The sequence below is a fragment of the Dyadobacter luticola genome (genome assembly GCF_005860805.1).
Classification (GTDB): Bacteria; Bacteroidota; Bacteroidia; order Cytophagales; family Spirosomataceae; genus Dyadobacter; species Dyadobacter luticola.
Genome location: NZ_VCEJ01000004.1, coordinates 695,562 through 714,643, shown reverse-complemented (window position 1 = coordinate 714,643; position 19,082 = coordinate 695,562). Strand labels below are relative to the sequence as shown.

The 19,082-nt window shown below is 49.0% G+C and carries 10 protein-coding genes; 4 read left to right on the top strand and 6 right to left on the bottom strand.

Annotated features, from left to right (window positions below):
• The first annotated feature begins 17 nt into the window (after positions 1-17).
• Entirely contained in the window at positions 18-2,060 is a 2,043-nt protein-coding gene (locus tag FEN17_RS13695; protein WP_138365915.1) for a M13 family metallopeptidase, read from the top strand.
• A 1-nt stretch (position 2,061) separates the two neighbouring features.
• On the opposite strand, the gene FEN17_RS13690 is transcribed toward FEN17_RS13695, so the two are convergent.
• Genes FEN17_RS13690 through FEN17_RS13675 form a run of 4 tightly spaced genes read right to left on the bottom strand, consistent with a single transcriptional unit; the run spans position 2,062 to position 8,011 of the window.
• The gene (locus tag FEN17_RS13690; protein ID WP_138365914.1) at positions 2,062-3,222 is read right to left on the bottom strand and encodes an AraC family transcriptional regulator; all 1,161 of its coding nucleotides are present in this window, start codon (positions 3,220-3,222) and stop codon (positions 2,062-2,064) included.
• A 30-nt stretch (positions 3,223-3,252) separates the two neighbouring features.
• Positions 3,253-4,503 carry an MFS transporter gene (locus FEN17_RS13685; RefSeq protein ID WP_138365913.1) on the bottom strand — a complete coding sequence of 417 codons (1,251 nt, stop codon included), beginning with the start codon at positions 4,501-4,503 and terminating at the stop codon, positions 3,253-3,255.
• 21 nt (positions 4,504-4,524) lie between these two features.
• Positions 4,525-5,355, bottom strand: coding sequence for an ROK family protein (locus FEN17_RS13680; RefSeq protein WP_138365912.1), 831 nt, complete (start codon positions 5,353-5,355; stop codon positions 4,525-4,527).
• Positions 5,356-5,407: 52 nt separating this feature from the next.
• Positions 5,408-8,011, bottom strand: coding sequence for a family 20 glycosylhydrolase (locus FEN17_RS13675; RefSeq protein ID WP_138365911.1), 2,604 nt, complete (start codon positions 8,009-8,011; stop codon positions 5,408-5,410).
• A gap of 198 nt (positions 8,012-8,209) precedes the next feature.
• Between FEN17_RS13675 and FEN17_RS13670 the strand changes: the two genes are divergently transcribed.
• From FEN17_RS13670 to FEN17_RS13660, 3 genes are read left to right on the top strand one after another with little or no spacing between them, the layout of a single operon-like run.
• The gene (locus tag FEN17_RS13670) at positions 8,210-9,316 is read left to right on the top strand and encodes an acyltransferase family protein (protein ID WP_138365910.1); all 1,107 of its coding nucleotides are present in this window, start codon (positions 8,210-8,212) and stop codon (positions 9,314-9,316) included.
• Between the two features lie 18 nt (positions 9,317-9,334).
• On the top strand, positions 9,335-11,761 hold the full coding sequence (locus FEN17_RS13665) for a hypothetical protein (protein ID WP_229208815.1): 2,427 nt from the start codon (positions 9,335-9,337) through the stop codon (positions 11,759-11,761).
• A 17-nt stretch (positions 11,762-11,778) separates the two neighbouring features.
• Positions 11,779-12,594, top strand: a complete 816-nt coding sequence (locus FEN17_RS13660) for an HpcH/HpaI aldolase family protein (RefSeq protein ID WP_138365909.1) — start codon at positions 11,779-11,781, stop codon at positions 12,592-12,594.
• Here the strand turns inward: FEN17_RS13660 and FEN17_RS13655 are convergent, their stop codons facing one another.
• Positions 12,595-13,572, bottom strand: coding sequence for a nucleoside hydrolase (locus tag FEN17_RS13655; RefSeq protein WP_138365908.1), 978 nt, complete (start codon positions 13,570-13,572; stop codon positions 12,595-12,597). It lies immediately after the preceding gene.
• A gap of 80 nt (positions 13,573-13,652) precedes the next feature.
• Positions 13,653-19,040, bottom strand: coding sequence for a S8 family serine peptidase (locus tag FEN17_RS13650; RefSeq protein WP_138365907.1), 5,388 nt, complete (start codon positions 19,038-19,040; stop codon positions 13,653-13,655).
• Positions 19,041-19,082: the final 42 nt, after the last annotated feature.

Here is a 19,082-nt window from a genome sequence, read left to right as displayed (position 1 = left end):
ACAAACAAACACTTAAAATGAGATTAGCTAAAATCTGCTATTCAGCATTGGCGGCGTCATTAATGCTGACCGCCTGTAAAAAAGAAAAAGAGGAGGCCACTACCGAAAAAGTACCGGGCTTCGACGTCAGCTCGCTGGATTCTACAGGCAAAGCCTGCGACGATTTTGATACCTACGCAAATGGTGGCTGGAAAAAGAAAAACCCGATTCCCGGCACAGAAAGCCGCTGGGGTGCATTTGGTATTCTTGATAAAGAAAATAAAGAGGTCAGGCTGCGCAGCATTATCGAAGAAATCAGCAACAAGAAAGACCGTAAAAACAGGAGCGAAGAGCAGCAGATCGCCGATTACTATCAGTCGTTCCTGGACACTGCTACCATTGAAAAGCGTGGGCTAACCCCTTTAAAACCTTACCTGGACAAGATCAATGAGGTAAAATCCCTGAAAGACCTTTCGTCGGTAACAGGTGAGCTTCAAAAAGTAGGGGTATCAAATGTGATTGGTTTTGGTGTGGAAGGCGATTTGCGCAACAGCAAAATCAATGCATTGTATCAGGGCCAGAGCGGTTTAAGTCTGGGTGAGAAAAGCTACTACGAGCGCACCGATTCAAGTACCGTCAAAGTGCGCACCGAATTTGTAAAGCACGTAGACAAAATGTTCTCGATGGCAACCTGGGCTGATCCCAATCCAGGCAAGACGATCCTCGATTTTGAAACAAAACTTGCCAAGCTGCAACTGACCAATGTGGAGCTGCGCGACCCGGTGAAAACCTATAACAAAATGGCTTTCAAGGATTTCGAAAAACTGACACCGGATTTCGACCTGAAAACTTTTTCCGACAAGCAGGATGTGAAAGCAGATACGGTAATTGTCCAAAACAAAGCTTATCTGCAAAATCTGAACACATTATTGAAAGCAACCCCGCTGGCAACTTTGAAATTGTATACGAAATGGCAGCTTCTTTCCCGGTTTGCAGGTTATCTGCCGAAGAACTTCGACCAGGAAGATTTTCGCTTTTTCTCTACCGTTATGCGTGGCACAAAACAGCAGAGAAACCGCACAGAACGCGCCATCCGCTCCACCGATGGACTTTTGGGTATGCCTTTAGGTAAATTGTTTGCCAAGAAATATTTCCCGGAAGACGATAAAAAGAAAGTTTCTGAAATGATTGAAAACGTGCGTACCGTGTACGGCGAACGCATCGACAAGCTGACCTGGATGAGTGATTCCACCAAGGCCAAGGCGCATAAGAAACTGAAAGCATTCACCTATAAAATCGGCTATCCGGATAAGTGGAAGGATTATTCATCGATTGACATCGCTCCGGACAAGCTTTTTGAAAATGTCATTTCTGCCTCTCTTTATCAGAATAAGGAGGCCGTCGAGAAAATCGGTAAGGAAGTGGATAAGAAGGAATGGGGTATGACGCCGCAGACAGTCAATGCTTATTACAACCCGCTGAATAACGAAGTGGTGTTTCCGGCAGGTATCCTCCAACCGCCATTTTACAACCGCGATGCAGACGACGCGATCAATTATGGCGGTATCATTGCGGTAATCGGGCACGAATTTACGCATGGTTTCGACGACCAGGGCTCACAATTTGATGATGAAGGAAATTTGAAAAACTGGTGGACGGCCGCCGACCGCACCAATTTCGATAAGCTGACCAAAAAGTACATTGATTATTTCAGCGGCATCGAGGCTTTGCCTGGTTTCAAAATCAATGGTGCGCTCACAATCGGCGAGAATGTGGCTGATTTAGGTGGGTTAACATTAGCCTATCACGCTTTGGAAAAATCTTTGAAAGGAAAAGCAGAGCCTGCTCCAATCGATGGTTTTAACTGGAAGCAGCGGTTCTTTCTTGGCTGGGCGCAGGTTTGGCACATGAACACAACCAACGAAGCCTTGCAAAACCAGGTGCAAACCGACCCGCACTCACCAGCGAAAGACCGGATCAACGGTCCGCTGCCACATTTGAAAGAATTTCAGACAGCCTGGGATTGTACGCCGGGCAGCAAAATGTCGCTGCCGGATTCGTCCCGCATTGTGATCTGGTAGGCTACTTGCCGGCCAGATATTTATTACGGTAAACACTTGGACTACACCCCTTAGCCTGCCTGAATTGGCGGGCTATATTTTTGCTGTCTGTAAGCCCCATATCAAGCGCGATTTCAAAAACAGACATATCCGAATCGAGCAGCTTCTGGGAGAATTTCTCAATCCGCAGGTTGAAAATATATTTGTAAATCGGATAACCCGTAATCTCCAAAAACCGCTTTTCCAGCGCCCGGCGTGATAATGGCACCTGCTTTACCACTTCATCTACGTGCAGGTTTTTGTCAATGTTCTGATGAATGTATTTTAAGGTTGAGGCAATGTAATCGTCATTCGTAGCGTAAATGTCCGTCGAGTGGCGGGTGATCACCTGCATCGGTTTTACGATAATGTCGTAGAAATCCTTTGCGCCGTTTTTAATCATGTGGTCGAGCAGGCGGGCAGCATCGTATCCGCCTTTTTCAACGTCCAGTGCAATGCTGGAAAGCGGCGGATCGGAAAGGTCGCAGATCATTTCATCATTATCCACGCCCAGCACGGCCACTTCCTCGGGAATTCGTATACCTACCTGTCGGCAAGCCTCGGTAATGTGCTGGCCCTGGTTATCGTCGCAGGTCATGAGCGCAATCGGCTTCGGCAGCGATTTCAGCCAGCGGCTCAGCGAGCTTGGTTTGTAGTACCAAAGCTCCGTCGACCGCGCCTTTTTATGTTCGAAGTAATGTACCTGATGCCCTTTTGCATTCAGTCTGGCCTCAAAACCCTCCGCCCGCTCCCGCGACCAGACAATGTCATTGAAACCATAAAAAGCAAAATTGGTAAAACCCTTTTTGAGAAAATAATCCGCGCCGAGCTGCCCTGCCTCGTGGTAGGCACCGGTAATGTTGGGTATTTCGGTAAAACGCTCCTTAAAATCCTGCGCGATCACCGGTATCCCGGCTTTCAGGATCTTCTCAATTTCCTTGTTATATAGCTGACCAACAATACCATCTGCACCCCATTCCAAAGCCCACTGTAAAATCCCGTCGATACCAATCGTCTCGCGGTGGAAAAGAGGCATCCGGCAAAAAACCCATGGCCCAAATTCCTTGGAGTACGCATTAATCCCCTTCATCAGGCTCTTGCTGTATCCTTCGGCAAAATCGAGAAGGAGAATGATTTTGTACATGGATTAGATTTTAACTTCTGGATCAGCATTTTAACTGAAAAAGTCTTTGACACTTGTGATGGTTTCGTTTTTGATCAAAGGCTTGGCCCAGATACCGATGCTCAGAATGTAGCCCAGCGGGATCAGGAGAAATAACATCGCCAGTTGCAGACCAAATAATTCGCCCAAACCGCCTACGATCAAAGGTACCACTGCCCCGCCCGCAATACCCGCGCAGAGAATGCCCGAGAATGTGCCGTGGTGACGGGGAACAGAATTTAATGCCAGAGAAAAAATCACGGAATACATCACGGAAGCAAAAAATCCCGCGGCAGGGAATGCCTGCAAAGCCAGGTCTTTTGATCCAAACAATGCTGCTAGTAAGGACATAACGGCTCCGGCAGTGAAGAAAACCAGGACTTTGCGGCTATCGATAAGTTTCAAAAGGATCAGCCCCAGAAAGCAGCCTATTGTTAAAAGTCCCCAGAAATAAGAGATGACGGAAGCGCCGGTCGTAGCCGGATCGACATGATGGTAGGTTTGTAAAAATTGCGAAATCCAGTTCGCAATCCCCTGCTCGGTACCCACGTAGGCGAATATTCCGAGAAAAAACAGCCAGACAAATTTATTGGCAGCCAGCTCTTTAAATGATTTTCCCACATCAATACGCTCATCTTCCAGCAGCTCCACCTTCGGAAACCTGACCAGTGAGATCACTACCACCATCGCCAGCGCTATTACCGCAAAAACCCAGTATAGCGAGACCCATTTCAGGTTTTCAGGCACCAGGTTATTCAATGTATTAATCAAAAAACCCGATGAGCCGGAATGCACATTCAGAACCAGATAGCTATAAAGCAAAGGACTTAAAAAGGAAGCAGCGCCGAAAAAAAGCTGCGCCAGCACCGAAAAAAAGGCAAATTTTTCTTCCCCGCCAGCCACCCGCAGCAAAGGATTGATCACCACCTGCAACATCGCCATCCCGATCCCGATCATAAAAAGCGACGTCAGCGCAATCGTAAAACTGGGTATTATGGCAAAAAGTAACGCACCGGCAAAAGCCAGCAAAAACGCCGCGATCAGAATGATCTTCTCGCCATACTTCTCCACCATCAAACCCGCCGGGATTGACATTACTCCGTAAGCCACAAAAAACGCAAAAGGCAGGAAACCCGCGAGGCCGATGCTCAGGTCAAAACTTTTTACAATGTCGGGGATAATCGGGCCAAGAATGTTGGTAAGAAAGGAAATGACGAAGAAAATCAGCAGGATCAGTACGACGATAAAAATGTTTCTTTGCATGTGGGAGGTGTCAAAAATTATTTAATCGTCCAAAAGTGCTGCTGCGCCCAGCAAAGCGATATTTTCATTTTCAGAAAGCAGTAAGGTCAGGTGCCGCAGTGACTCGGGATAGGCAAAATCTTTCAAACTTGCGAGCATACTTTCCTGGAAAAAAGCATTGGCTTTTGCGATAGAGCCACCCAGCACAATCGCTTCGGGATCATACGTATACATAATTGCTTTGACCACCGCGCCCAGGTGCACGCCGAATTCTTCCCAAACCTCGATTGCCTTCTTATTCCCCGCAAGGGCAGCTTCGTGGGCACCGAATGCATCGATGCCCAGCGAATCTTCAAAAAAACGGTTGCAAACATAATTTTCCAAAATCGAATCCTTATAAGGCAGCATCCCTATCTCCCCCGCCCCGCAATTTCTGCCCGTATACAAATGATTGTCAATGATAATCCCGGAACCCAAACCCGTCCCGATCGCCATCCCGATCACCGAGCTATACTTTTTCGCCAGACCAAACCGGTGCTCGCCCAGGATAAAACAGTTCACATCATTATTGATCGAAACCGGCAGATTGAACTCATTTTCAACGATTTCCTTCAATGCTACCTCCTCCCACGAAGGAATGTTCATCACATTATACACAATCCCTTTATTCACATCCACTACCGACGGTACGCCGATGCCAATCCCTTTCACAGGGTATTTGGTAAAAGGCCTGATCAGGTCCATCAGCTGGTTTAATGTCGACGGCAGGGAATGTTTGTTTTCCAGCGCCATCTGGTTTTGCCAGGTAATGTACCCGCCTGACTCTATCCCGGCACGAATGTTCGTGCCGCCGATATCTACACCTATGTTCATCGAGCCTTCTAAAATGTTGAGTAGTTTTTGGTATCGGAGGTATTCAAAAATGTTATTTGGCTGCCAGCACCGCTGTCCGGCTGGCAGTTCCGGCGGCATCGAAGCTTTTCAGCTTGATCTGCCCTACCAGTCTTATCGGTGCTTTATAAACTGTCGAACTCACAGTCGGTTCCGATCCGTCGGTGGTGTAGCGAATGGTCAGACCAGGAAGCTCCACATTGGCTTTCAACTCGCCGTTTTCAATCACCGCGCCCGGCATTGGGATGCGGTAGTTGTAGCCACCGTTTAGGTACCGCAGTCTTGGTAAATGTCTTTGTGCGATGGAGTTAGCAAAAAGATTCCACCCATCATTGATCATTTTCTTGCGCGCTGCATCGTCCGCCACATTCTCCCACTTCCGTTCCGACCATGCGCTTTCCGAGAAGCCCAGCAGTTTCGGCAGCACCGAATATTCCATCATATCCCGGCCTTTGATAGTCTCACTCCAAAGCTGCGATTCCACCCCATAAACATTCTTTCTGGCTTCGGGTTTCATGAGTTGTTTACCAACAAATTCCTCCTTCATCGGTTTGCCCATCGCCGTTTCCTCGGTGGTTTTGAACATATTAAAAGGAGAAAAAGTCCACATGTCACGTACATCCACAAACCCGCCCCAGTACAATCCCGGCTCTTTCGGATCATTGTTGTACGACATATCATAATAGAAATTTGTCACATTGCAGAGGATCACCTGATAACCGTCGTTCGCCATGCGGTTGCCGAGATCGACGTCAAACACGTTGTTCCAGATATAAGGATACACCGGCTTGCCTGCAAACTCAGGATTCGACAGGTATTTTCCGTCAGCCGTTTTGGTCAAGGCGATTTCTTCCCAGCCATGCACTTTCAGGTTTCTTTTTTCCAATCGTGGTAAAAGCGTACGCACAAAATACGTCTGCAAGCTTTTCGGACCTTTCAGTTCAGGATGCTCCTTCAAAAGCTTGTCGATCATCGGCGATTTTGTCCAGACACCCTCAGCCACTTCGTCGCCGCCGGTATGGAAGGTATCCATCGTCAAACCCGCTTCCTTGTACATCTTCGCAATTTCGTCCACCACTTTTTCATAAAAATGATAAACCGACTCCCGCGCCACGCAAACCACATTGTTCTTATAAGCCTGCGCCGACAAATAAACTGACTTATCATCCGGGTCGATGAGGCGGTATTCGTTCGCTTCTTTTTCCTTGCCTTCTTTCATCAACCTTTCATACCGCGCCTCCATGGATTTGATCGCCGCCAGCGCGTGGCCAGGGAAATTCACTTCCGGGATGACCTTAATGTGCCGGTCGTTTGCGTATTTCAGGATTTCGATAAACTCGGCTTTTTTGTAAAAGCCGCTGCCAAATTTGCCATCATCATAAGCTTTTGGGCCGGAGCCGTACGAAGGATGTAATGCTGTCGCGCCGATGCCGGAAGTATGCTGGCGCTGTGCACCTACTTTCGTTAGTTCAGGCAAACCGTCAATTTCCAGCCGCCAGCCTTCATCTTCGGTGGTGTAAAAAAGAAAATGGTTGATTTTATAAGACGCCAGCAAATCGAGCATTCGCTTCACCGACTCCACCGTCTGGAAATTACGTCCCACATCCAAATGCATACTTCTAAACTGGAACCGCGGTGCATCTTCAATCTGCACATAACCGATCACCGCCGATTCTGCTTTTTTAATGTAAGATTCTGTCGGTATCAGTTGCAAAAGACTTTGAATACCATAAAAAACACCCGCCGCGTCGCTACCGGTAATCGTGACGCCGCTTTGATCAACATTCAGTTTATACGCTTCTTTCGAAATGCCATTCACATTCACCGCACCGGTTTTCAGCACGATTGAAGGAGCAGACGCAGCAGAAGCTTGTGGTGTTCCTTTTTGAATCGGAAAGTCTGTTCCGGTCACCGCTTTCAGTTTCTCGATCAGCAGCTTAGCTTCTGTTTCAAGGCCTTCCTGATAAAAAATATTCGCCTGACTGCTCAATGCGAAAGTGCCTGCCGAAGAAGTCATTTTTACAGGCGTCGGGATGACTTTTAAAAGCTGATCCGCGCCTAACGTGGTAAAAGCCAGGTTATCCTGGTAGCGGTTTTCAGGTGTCGGCATTTTTTTCAAATCCCGGGTGCCGCGTAGTATCTGCTCTTTGGTTATGAAAGGCTCCACCGCAAAGTCCTTCACCTGCACAATGTCCTTTTCTTTTCCTTCTTTATCATAAAAAACAAAATACAAGCCCATCGGCGCATCCGTTTCCTTAATTATACCTTCTGTACCAGTATAGTTAACTACCACCGAATCGCCCGGTGCCAGCTTGAAATCCTTCGCTGCCACCATCTGGTACCAGTCACCGTTAATGTGCTCAATCACCGCAGGTTGCGGTGTTTTATTAGAATGGATCGGCCGCGGCGACATGTTGAAAAACAGCTTCCAGTTGCTTCCATCCAGTGTAATGTCACTGCCATTTTTAATTGTAAACTTCGCCTCAAAACTGCCCTCCGGCTCAGTAAAATTTGTAATCAGCTTCCAGGAAATGCCGATTTTCTCTGCCTGCTCCTTGGAAATTTCCCCGGATTTGCCGCAACCCGACAAAAAGGCCAGACAGAGAATAATGAGTTGAAAATGAAATGTTCTTTTCATAAAATGAAGAAGCATAAAATGTTTTGAGACCTGAAAAACCGGCGCCTGAGGAGCTCGGTGAGGCAGATATGATAAATACTGATTAGTTGGCAAAATATACTAGTCTTTCGGATTTACCTCGAAAGAAATCCAATTAATTCTTGCCCCGATAGCCTTTCTAAATCGCAAACGCGTATTGAACTCTTAAACGGTTCATGCATGGAAAAACAGTTGGCCACTTCTTCGAGATTGCTGTCGCTCGACGCCATGCGCGGATTCACGATCGCGGCGATGATTATGGTCAACTTTCCGGGAAGTGAAGCGCACGTTTTTCAAACATTACACCACACGATCTGGAACGGGCTCACATTCACGGACCTCATCGCCCCGGTTTTTCTCTACATTGTCGGCGTCTCCATCGCACTTGCTTACTCCAAAAAACTACTTACCGACGCTCCAAAAGGTGATTTGTATAAAAAGATCGTGATCCGCTCACTGAAAATCTTTGCCGTCGGCATGTTCCTCAACATGCTCCCAAACTTCGATTTTGCCAACCTGCGCTACACCGGTACCTTACACCGCATCGCCATCGTTTTCCTCGTCTGCGCGATGTTGTTTTTAAATACAAACTGGAAACAGCAAGCCAATTTAGGAATCATAATTCTGATAGTTTACTGGCTCGGGATGGTTTTGATCCCCACGCCCGGCCAGGGTAAAGTCATGCTCGAACCCGGCAACAACCTCGCCGCCTGGATCGATCAGCAATTTCTGCCCGGCAAAATGTGGCAGGGTAACTGGGACCCAGAAGGTATCCTGAGCACATTTCCGTCCATCGTCACCGGCATTACCGGCATGCTGGCTGGCAGACTGATGCTCACCAGCCTAACGCCCAATGAAAAAAGTAATTACTTAATGTCGACCGGCTTATTTGTCGCCGCGGCAGGCTACTTCTGGGGACTTACCTTTCCGGTCAATGAAAACCTTTGGACCAGCTCTTTCGTACTCGTCACTTCTGGTTTCGCGTCCATGCTGCTGGGTACCTTATATTTTATCATTGATATAAAAGGAAGAACAAAAGGCATCTCACCCGGTGTGATTTTCGGTGCCAATGCCATTGCTGCCTATGTGCTCGCCGACATTCTTGCGCTATTTTTTTATCTGCTACATTTTGATGGAAAAACCCTGAATGAAATGGCCGTCACCAGCCTCTCGGAAGCGGGTATGGACCCGCGGCTGGCGAGTATGTTGTATGCGGTATCTTTTGTGTTTATCAATTTCATACCGTCCTACATACTCTATAAAAGGAAGATTTTCATTAAGCTATAATCCTAAACCCACTGATCAATGATGTACCAAAGGCACATTCGCCTGCTGCTCCTTTTTCTCTTCGCGTCGCTGCTGAGCCGGGCTACTGCCCAGCAAATCGATCTTTCCAAAGCACAAATCTTTGTAAACACAACCGACAAAAACCTGACATTGCGGAGCGTCGAGGTATTGCAGCAGGAAGTCGAAAAACGCAGTGGCATTAAACTTCTCATTTCAAAAAAACTACCGAAGGCAGGTAATGTGATCATTATTTCTGCTGAAAAAGACATTGACAAACTACCACAGAACTACCGCACCGCACTGGCAGCGCTGGCACCGACCAATGCCGAGGGTTTGAAAATCTGGTCAGATAAAAAATCTAATTCCGTAATCGTAGCGGGGAAAGATACGCGGGGGATTTTATATGGTGTCGGCAGGCTGCTGCGGAGTATGGAGATCAGTACCGGCAACCTTACATTACCGGATAACCTGGTGCTTTCCACCAGTCCGCGCTATCCGATGCGCGGCCACCAGCTGGGTTACCGGCCCAAAACCAATGCGTACGACGCATTCCCGATCGAACGTTTCGATCAGTATATCCGCGACCTGGCTTTATTTGGAGCAAATACCATCGAAATTGTCCCGCCAAGAACCGACGATGACGCGACGAGTAAACATATGAAAGTGCCGCCTGCGCAAATGATCGTCGAGCAATCGCGGATCTGCAAATCTTACGGGCTCGACGTTTCGATCTGGTATCCGAACATGGGCAAGGATTACGTCAATGCGGATTCGATCAAAAAAGAATTGCAGGAAAGAGAGCTGGTTTTCGCCAGTTTGCCCAAACTCAATTCCGTTTTCGTACCAGCCGGCGATCCCGGCGAGCTGGAACCCGACGTACTTTTTGCCTGGCTTGAAAAAGAGGCCGGCGTTTTACAGAAATACCATCCCAATGCTAAAATCTGGGTTTCCCCGCAGGTTTTCCGCCCCACGCAAAAGTGGTTTGACAGTTTTTTTGAACACGCCAACAAAGAATACCCCTGGTTTGGCGGCGTCGTTTTCGGGCCTTGGGTCAAAATTCCGGTGTACAAGATCCGTGAGCTGCTGAAACCCAACATTCCGATCCGGCACTATCCCGACATTACCCACAATTACAGCTCACAATATCCGGTGCCGCACTGGGATCTGGCGTACGCGATGACATTGGGACGCGAGAGCATTAACCCCCGTCCTTTCGATGAGAAGGCCATCCACAATGCGCTCGACCAGTTTGGCATCGGGAGTGTGAGTTACTCTGAGGGTACCAATGATGATGTGAACAAATTCGTATGGAGCGACCAGGACTGGAACCCAGAAACGCCGGTGATGGAAACGTTAAGGGATTATTCCCGCCTATTTTTTGGGCCAAAATATACAGAAACCGGCGCGCAGGGATTGGTAGCACTGGAAAGAAACTGGAAAGGCGAGCTGATCACCAACGATGGCGTGGAAACCACATTCATGCAGTGGCAAACGCTGGAAAAAGATGCCCCGAAAAAGCTCTTGCAAAACCCGCGTTTTCAGATGGCATTGATCAGGGCTTATTTCGATAACTACACCAGACGAAGGTTAATTTACGAAACCGAGCTGGAAAGAAGTGCTCGCGAAATCCTCGAATCTGCGCCGAAAACCGGTTCTGCCACGGCGATCGCCAAAGCAAGAGAAACATTGGAACGCGCCTGGAAACAGCAAATTTTGCCAGATTATCAACAAAAATGCCAGGACCTGGCCGATTCACTTTTCAAGAGCATCGGGGCGCAGCTGACCATGAAAAAACATGGCGCCATGTCGGGCAGAGGTAATTTTATCGATTTGATCAACATGCCGCTCAATGATTCGCCCTGGTTCCTCGACCAGCTTGCACGCATTGAAAAATTAACCAGCGAGACGGAAAAAATCAGCGAGATTAACCAGATGCTGCGCCGAACTGATCCTGGCCCGGGCGGATTTTACGATCATTTCGGAGATGCCGAAAGCTGGTACCGCGTGGTGCCGGGTGTGGGTCTGGAAAAAGATCCGGGAAGCCTGGAATCACCTCGGATTGGTTTTGGCGTGGGGTTGGTGGGCGAAGAATGGGTGGATGAAATCCAGGCGACGGGTTTCAAAGGCCAGATCACGCCACGAAGCTGGATGAAGCAGGCCAAAACATTATACGATCAGCCTTTAAAAATCAAATACGACAACCTCGACCCGAAAGCGACTTACCGCATTAAGATCTCTTACACCGGCCGGTTCCGCTCGCGCATGAAAATGACCACCGACGACGACCTAACGATCCACGATTTTATCCAGACCGGACATCAGCCCACATTTGAATTCAATGTACCCAAACAGGCCAATGCCGACGGCAGCATTACATTCATCTGGAATTGCGGCGAAGGCGAACGCGGCTCACAAGTGACCGAGATTTGGTTGATCAAGCAATAATCTGACATTCTTTTTTCATGGAAACACCCCTTCATTTAGCCGAAAAACTAAAAGCCGGCCACAACATTTATGGCACCTGCATGACCTCCACCGGCCCCATGTGGCCAAGCGCCGTCAGAAAAGCCGGACTCGATTTTGTCTTCATCGACACCGAGCACATTCCCCTCAGCCGCCCCGAACTGGCGGTTTTGTGTCAGCAGTTCAAGTCCATGCACATTGCGCCGATCGTCCGCATTACCAAACCCGACGCGCACCTGGCCTGCCAGGCCATCGACGTGGGCGCCACCGGCATTGTGGCACCTTACATTGAAACCCGGGAACAAATTCTGGAACTGGTAGGCGCAACCAAATACCGGCCGCTCAAAGGCGAGCTGCTTCATGATTATTTGCATGGAAACAAGGAAATCCCGGGAAACCTGAAAGAATATGTCGCGAATTTCAATGCGGGAAATCTCTGCATTGCCAACATTGAAAGTGCGCCAGCCGTAGACAGGCTGGACGAATTATTGTCGGTTCCAGGGGTGGACGGTGTTTTCATCGGCCCGCATGATTTGTCGGTAAGTATCGGTTTACCGGAACAATACGATCATCCCGAATTTGAAAAAGTGGTGACGCACATCATTAAAACCACCCGCGCCAAAGGACTGGCGATCGGAATCCATTTTTCTTTCGAGCCGGAGCGGCAGATTCAGTGGATGAAAGCTGGCGCGAACATTGTCGTGCACAGCTTTGACATTGCGCTTTTTGCTCAAAGATTACAGCACGACTTAAACATTATAAGAGAAGCAGCGGGAGATCAGCTGCAAAGCGGCGGCGTGCAGCTGATTGTCTGATTATTTTTTGCCCTCCCACATCATCAGGCCCTCGATCAACGCAGTCAGTTGTTCGTAGGGCATGTTGGGAGTCAGGTAGGCGTGCGGCCCCATCGGATCGTCCTGCCATTTATTATTACCGCCTTCAATAATGATCCTGCCTCTTTTTAGACCGAAATAGGGCAATGCGCCGCGCACGCCAACAAGTACCGCCGTCTGGTCCCAGCTCATACGGCCATTTTCATCCTGCTTGCTCAGCGGCATCGCCATCGCAAAAACATCTTTCACAGGACTTTTAAGTCTGTCATTTGCCACCACGCGCAACCCGGTTTTGACTTCTTTTCCAATTTCAAAACCACTGAAAATGATCTCGGTAGGCCACTCGGCAAATACTTTTTCAGAAGCAACCGAATCAACCAGCACATTGTATTCCCGGCCCGACGGAAATGCACCCGCCATCGACACCAGCTGTTTTACCTTTTTCTTAACCAGCATATTCCCCGAAAGCTGCGAATAACTGTCTGGTTTGGAATCGAGCAAATCGGCCAGATTAGTCAAAAAACCGATGGTAACAATCGTAACACTTTGGTCGGGTTGCTTAGCAAGGATTTCGCGATAGGTTTTGACGGCGTCGGGCGCGTCGGAAGTTTTGTTGATTTTGTGCGGATATTTTTCGGCCAGCATCGCAGGCCATTTTTGACTCGCGCTTTGGCTGGCACCGTTTCCTTTTGGCGCGCCGGTCGGTAACTCGGGGCGGCCGAAGTAGGTATTCAAAATGTCGATCGCGGGTACTACCAGCTCATCTTTATTGGAAGCGATCACCGCCAGCGGCTTTACCTCGCCTTTATCGGCCAGCGCGTGCATCACGGCCATCGCGCCTACGTCGTCGTAGTCGGGGCCAATGTCGGTATCGAGGATCAAAGTGTTGGGTAATCTGCCGGAAGTCTGGGCGAATGTGGCGGTAGTTAAAAAGCAGAGGGCAAATAAATATTTGTACATGTTAATATCGCGGGCTTGTGGGGGTATACTGATTCTTATTCGTGTAACCCGGCCAATCTGCTGCAAGTTCCAACGGCTTTTTAGTCCTTCACTACCTGAAAAACCTGTTTTTCTTTCCCATCCACAATTTCAACTACATATAATCCCAAAGCGAATTCCGGAGAAGAAAGATCGACTTTACTGTTCTGCGGGAAACCGGTCGCAGTAAAATGACTTTTCTGAAAAACCTGCCCGTTCAGCCCGTAAATGTTTACGCCAATTTCTTTGCCCGCATCCGCCTGATAGTTGACAAAGAACATTCCTTTCGATGGATTAGGATAAACCGTCCACGCCAATGTTTCATCGAAAACCACCGGCCGCACTCGCGAATAAACAAAGCTGCTGTCCGCATCCACGACTTTCAAACGATAATATCTCGTCCCGAACTTGCCTGGCTGCTGGTCAGTGAAGTTGTACCGGCCATTTTTGTTCAAACCACCTTTGCCGTCGATTTGAGTCAATGTTGTAAAAAGTCCCTGTCGGTAAGCATCATTTCCCGCGGCGATCTCAATTTCAAAGTGATCAAAATTCTCCTCCGAAGAAGTAACCCAGTCCAGCAAAACATCCTGGCCGCTTCCCTCACCCACTTTTTTTCTGGCATCAAAACTCACCAGATTCACCGGCAAAGCGGAACTCGTACCCAAAATCCCTTTCGCCAGCCAGAATTCCGAGAAATCCTTCACCTTCAATTCGGCATAATAACCTTTGTCATAAGGTACTATGCGGATTTGCGATGGTGCGTAAAACAGCCAGGTTCCATCGGTATCATTCGTTGTCAACCCGTCTTCTTTTGACTGGTCCTTACCCTGAAATTTCGCCACGCCCAGTTCATAAGCGTTCGCAGGTTTGCCGCATGCCGCGCAGCCCGTAGCTTTTAGAAGCGCCTCATTTTCCGCATCCAGAAAATAAAGCCGCACGAGTGCCGAATCCAAAAGGTTGTAAGTGACCGGCTTGATCGTCACATTGCGGTCCAGATAATACTGGCTATTCGCATTTCTGATGCCCGAAGTATTGATAAAAGCCTGGACATCGGTATTGCCCGGATTCTGCGTTTTCGGGTTTACGGAGGCAATCAGCTGGTTATTTTGTAAAAAATTCACCCATCCCTGCCCCGGCGAAACCGTTTGCGTCACCGGCGCGGCCATCGTCGGGCCGTCGTAAATATTGCTGACCTTATTGTAAATGTGGATATCGTCCAGCCCGATGCCTTCGCCGTGGGTAAAACCGTCGGATATCAGCCCAAAACGGATTTTCAGATTGGTAAAACCCGTCGGCAGACCGATCGTCGCCACGTGCCAGCGGGTGTTGTCATTCACACTCCACGCACCTTTCCCCGAGTAAGTCCGGTTATACCAGTTGAAACCCTCGCCTTCCGAGCCAAGCCGCGTCCACGCGCCGCCATCGCCAGAATATTCTACAAAAACATAGTCGCAGGGCGTCGGATCGCAAACTTCCAGATCCAGCGAAACACTGAAACTCAATGTTGGATTTTGCAGCTCGTTGACCGTGAAGCAGGGCGAGTATAAGTAAGATTCTTCCCGGTCATTATGTCCGCCGGACAAATTCGTTTTCCAGATTTTCTTGCCGCTCGCCGCCGTATTTACCGTAGCAGATACCGGCGTGCCATACGCCCAGGAACTGTTTACGCCTTTTGGAAACCAGTAACCATTGTTCGCTTCAAAATCTTCGAGATAAGGAAATGTCGTGACCACCGGCGCATTGTTGACCAGCACTGAAACCGTATCATTATCGTGGTAACCATCGCTCGGCAATGCTACCCACGCATTCACATGCTGCTCCCCGAATGTTGTAAAAGTTGCTTTTCCGTTAAATGTGTAATCGATCGTCGTCCTGCGCTCGATCGACGGGATCACTTCCTGCACCTCCACGCCGTTGACACTAAAAACGACCGGAATATTGGTCACGGTTTGGGAAGAACTGTTTCGGATCCTGATTGTCACCGGCTCCTGAAATCCCAGCCCGCAGCTTTCCGGCACCGGCGATACCAGCGCCAGCATTTGAATGTCATTCACGACGGTGTAGATTTCAATATCATCAAAAGAATAACCTGCGCCCGTGGCGTAATCAGCCGTGATCATTTTGCCCCACTGGCCAAATCTTACCTGAAAGCTGGACGAGAAATTTTTGTTACTGGCAGAAAGCAAATTGCTCAGCTCAATACCCCGGGGCGTCTTGTAGCCATCCTGCGGCAGATTTTGATTGGCGAAAAGATCATAAGCCTCGATCCACGGATCTGTATCTTTTCCCCTGATCCAGACCTTGTTATTGGCGTTCGCTTTCTGTCCGTGATTTTTATACCTGAAATTCAGCCTCACATCCGCGTTCTCAATGTCGTAAGCTGAGAGATTAAAAGTCGCATCGAGGTACGATGTGTTCCCGCCCGAATTATACCGGTTTGCATCCAACGTAAGCGCTTTTTGTCCAGAGTAAGCTAGCCCGGAATTGACAAAGCTCCGCACGCGACCCGCATCCGAAGAGGCTGAAAAATCATAACGTCCGTCACCTTGAAGGCCGATTTGTGTGGTAGTCACAGACTGTGACGTCAGATATTCCAGATCGTCCAGAAAAGGCAGTGCGATCTGATCATTGGGCAGTTGCCTGAATGTTTTAGTCAAAGTATCATTCGCCGAAACCACATCATTTTGGTGATGAATGTATACTTTGAATGTGTATGTGCCTGGTGACGAAAGGTTTGCGCCTACTGAAAAAGTGTGGTCGTAGGTTTTTCCTTTTTCAATAAAAGGCGTAATCGTTTCGACGGGAATCGCGGTACCATTTAGCTCGTAACCCACATCGAGTGGTTCGTTCAGGTCCACATCGTCCAGGTTTTTAATCCTGATTTTGACAAAAACCGGATTACCCAGCGCCGTAGAAGTACCTACCCTACCCGAGCTAGCCGGCGTGAGGATGGACTCTATTTTATAATCTTTATTTGAAATGTTGCCCTGGCAAGTACCAGAGTCAGGTTTGCGGGAGATAGAAACCGCCCGTCGGCCAGGATGACCATTCAGCCGAGCACGCACCGAGCAGATGTAAGTGGAATCTTTGGAAAGACCGCTCAGGACGAAATTCGTGGAATTGGTCGTACCTGCCGAAACCATTTCGGTACCTTTCAAAATCATCACTTCATAATCCGTCGCGCCACTCACCGCCGTCCAGTCCAGCGAAATATATCCTTCACATTGCAGCGACGACAAGGTTAATGTTGGAATGCCGACAATCGTAAAATCGCCGCTGACCCGCTGCTCGCCGGTACTATTCTGGATCACACGCACCCGGGCGTTGTCCGTGATGGTACCTGCCGCAACCGTCCACAACATTTGCCGCGTACCCGCCGCCAGGTTATTGCCCAATGTCGACCAACTGCCGCCTGCATTCAGGCTGAGCTGAACCGTGAAAGTGCTTGTCGTATTTCCGAAAGCATCCCAGTGAATATACTGCGCATCACCCTCCCGCAACCGCTCATTTCCGACGGGATAGGTCAGTTCCAGTGAGTTAGGGATAATATCATACACAATAAAATATTCCTGCAAAGGATTTTGCGCCACCGAGCTGCCCTTCACTGAAATTTTGTAATTCCCCTCGCCAGGATTGTTGATCACCACCTGCTCAATGTTATTAATGTTGTCCACACCTGTTGTGGCCACATTGTTCACATTCGAGGGTGTAGGGTCAAGCAGCCGAGGGAGTACCGTTGTAGAATTGGGCGTAACTACTTTTAAGTCAAGATCATGCACCAGATTTTGCGCCGACAGAATAGCCCCGGCGGGATCGTTCCAGTACAGCATTACTTTCAGCTGCGCCGTGTTGGGAGGGATCGGGATCGAAATTTCTTTGGTTTGCTGATGTGCCAGCGAATCGTTGACATAACTATTGGATTCCAGCATTTTCAACGGACGGAGCAGGTTCAGCCAGCCAAAACCGTATCGGTAGTCAGGCCCTTCATTGCCTTTGTCGACGGCACCATTCAGTACCAATGCTTTCATCAGGCCGTTTTTCGGATTGGCATTGCCGTGAAGCTGCCGGTAACGCTGGTAAAGTAAGGTCAGCCCGCCCGCCACTGCCGGCGACGACATACTCGTACCCGATCCGCTCCCGTACAAATTGACGGGAATCGTGGACATCACCGACGTACCCTGCGCCGTAATTTCCGGCTTGATCCGCCCGTCCCGCAGCGGCCCCCGGCTCGACGTAGAAGCGATTGCCGCAACTTCGCTGGTGTTCCCGACGCACATCACATTCTTGGCCGTCTGGTACCCGCTCAGAATATTGGCAAAACCCGCAGGATACGGGCTGCAATTTACCGCCCCGCTGTTTCCCGCTGCAAAAACATGCTGTAAATAAGGCAGTTGAAAAGCTTGCCGGTCGAGAATGTAAGCGTACAGGTCGTAAACCCCGAATGTTTCGCAGGTATTGATATCCCCGCCGTAAGAATTATTGGTGACCACCATCCCGAAATCGCGGCTGTACTCGGGCGCGTAGGCCAGAATGTTGGAAAAACTCTGCGCCACGTAAGTCGCTTTGGGCGCAAAACCGGTGTACCGCTCGTTCATAATCCCCGCCCCGGCCAGCGTACCCATCACATGCACCCCATGCACCCCCGCCTCGATAGCCGCGCGGTTGATCATCCGGCCATTAAAATCGACGTGTTGCAGAGGGTTCGAATCATCCCCGACGCCTACTACTACGCCTTCGCCGCTCAGGTTGCGCCCGGCAGGCATGGACGAACTCAGCAAATTAGCCCGCGCATTGGAAGTTGTTTTATTGTTAAAAGCCTTATTGTCAGGTGGTATGGCCTGCACATATTGGATAAAACGTTTGCCGGCCAGCTCTTTTAACCGCGTCTGCGGAATACGCAGGGCCAGGATCTGGTGCATTTTATATTGCTCCGAAAGTAGTTCAAAACCCTGCGCTTTCAGGCTGTCGCGGATTTCTTCAAAACCAATGCTGGCAGGATAGCTGATCCAGACATCCAATGTTCCCGGTGCTTTGATGGCATGGGCTGGCATGCGGCCGTTCGCGAGGCCGGGTTGCATTTTTTGTTCCGGTGAAAGTTCAATGATCGCCCTGCCTTTTGTTCTGGCCAGACTATTCTGAAAATCCTGCCCGGTGACCGTAGCCGTGTAAGCATTGTTGGGAATGTATTCGAGCAGCTCAATGCCCTCGCTTTTCAGCTGCCGCTTTTCCTCCGCGGTGGGAATGCTTTCAAACTGAATAATGACAAAAGATTTTTGACCTTGGGCTGCGAGACGAAGACTAGGTAAAGTAGTTTTGTCAGGCGCTATGTTTTTTGCTGGTGTGAAAGTGCCGCTTTTCAACATCAGGCGGTAATCCTTGTTATCCTGCGCCTCGGTTGATAGGTTGGTTAAAAACAGAAACAGAGTCAGATAGAAAAACTTCCATTTCATAAATTCGGCACGGACACAATTATATAGTTCTACTTTACTTCG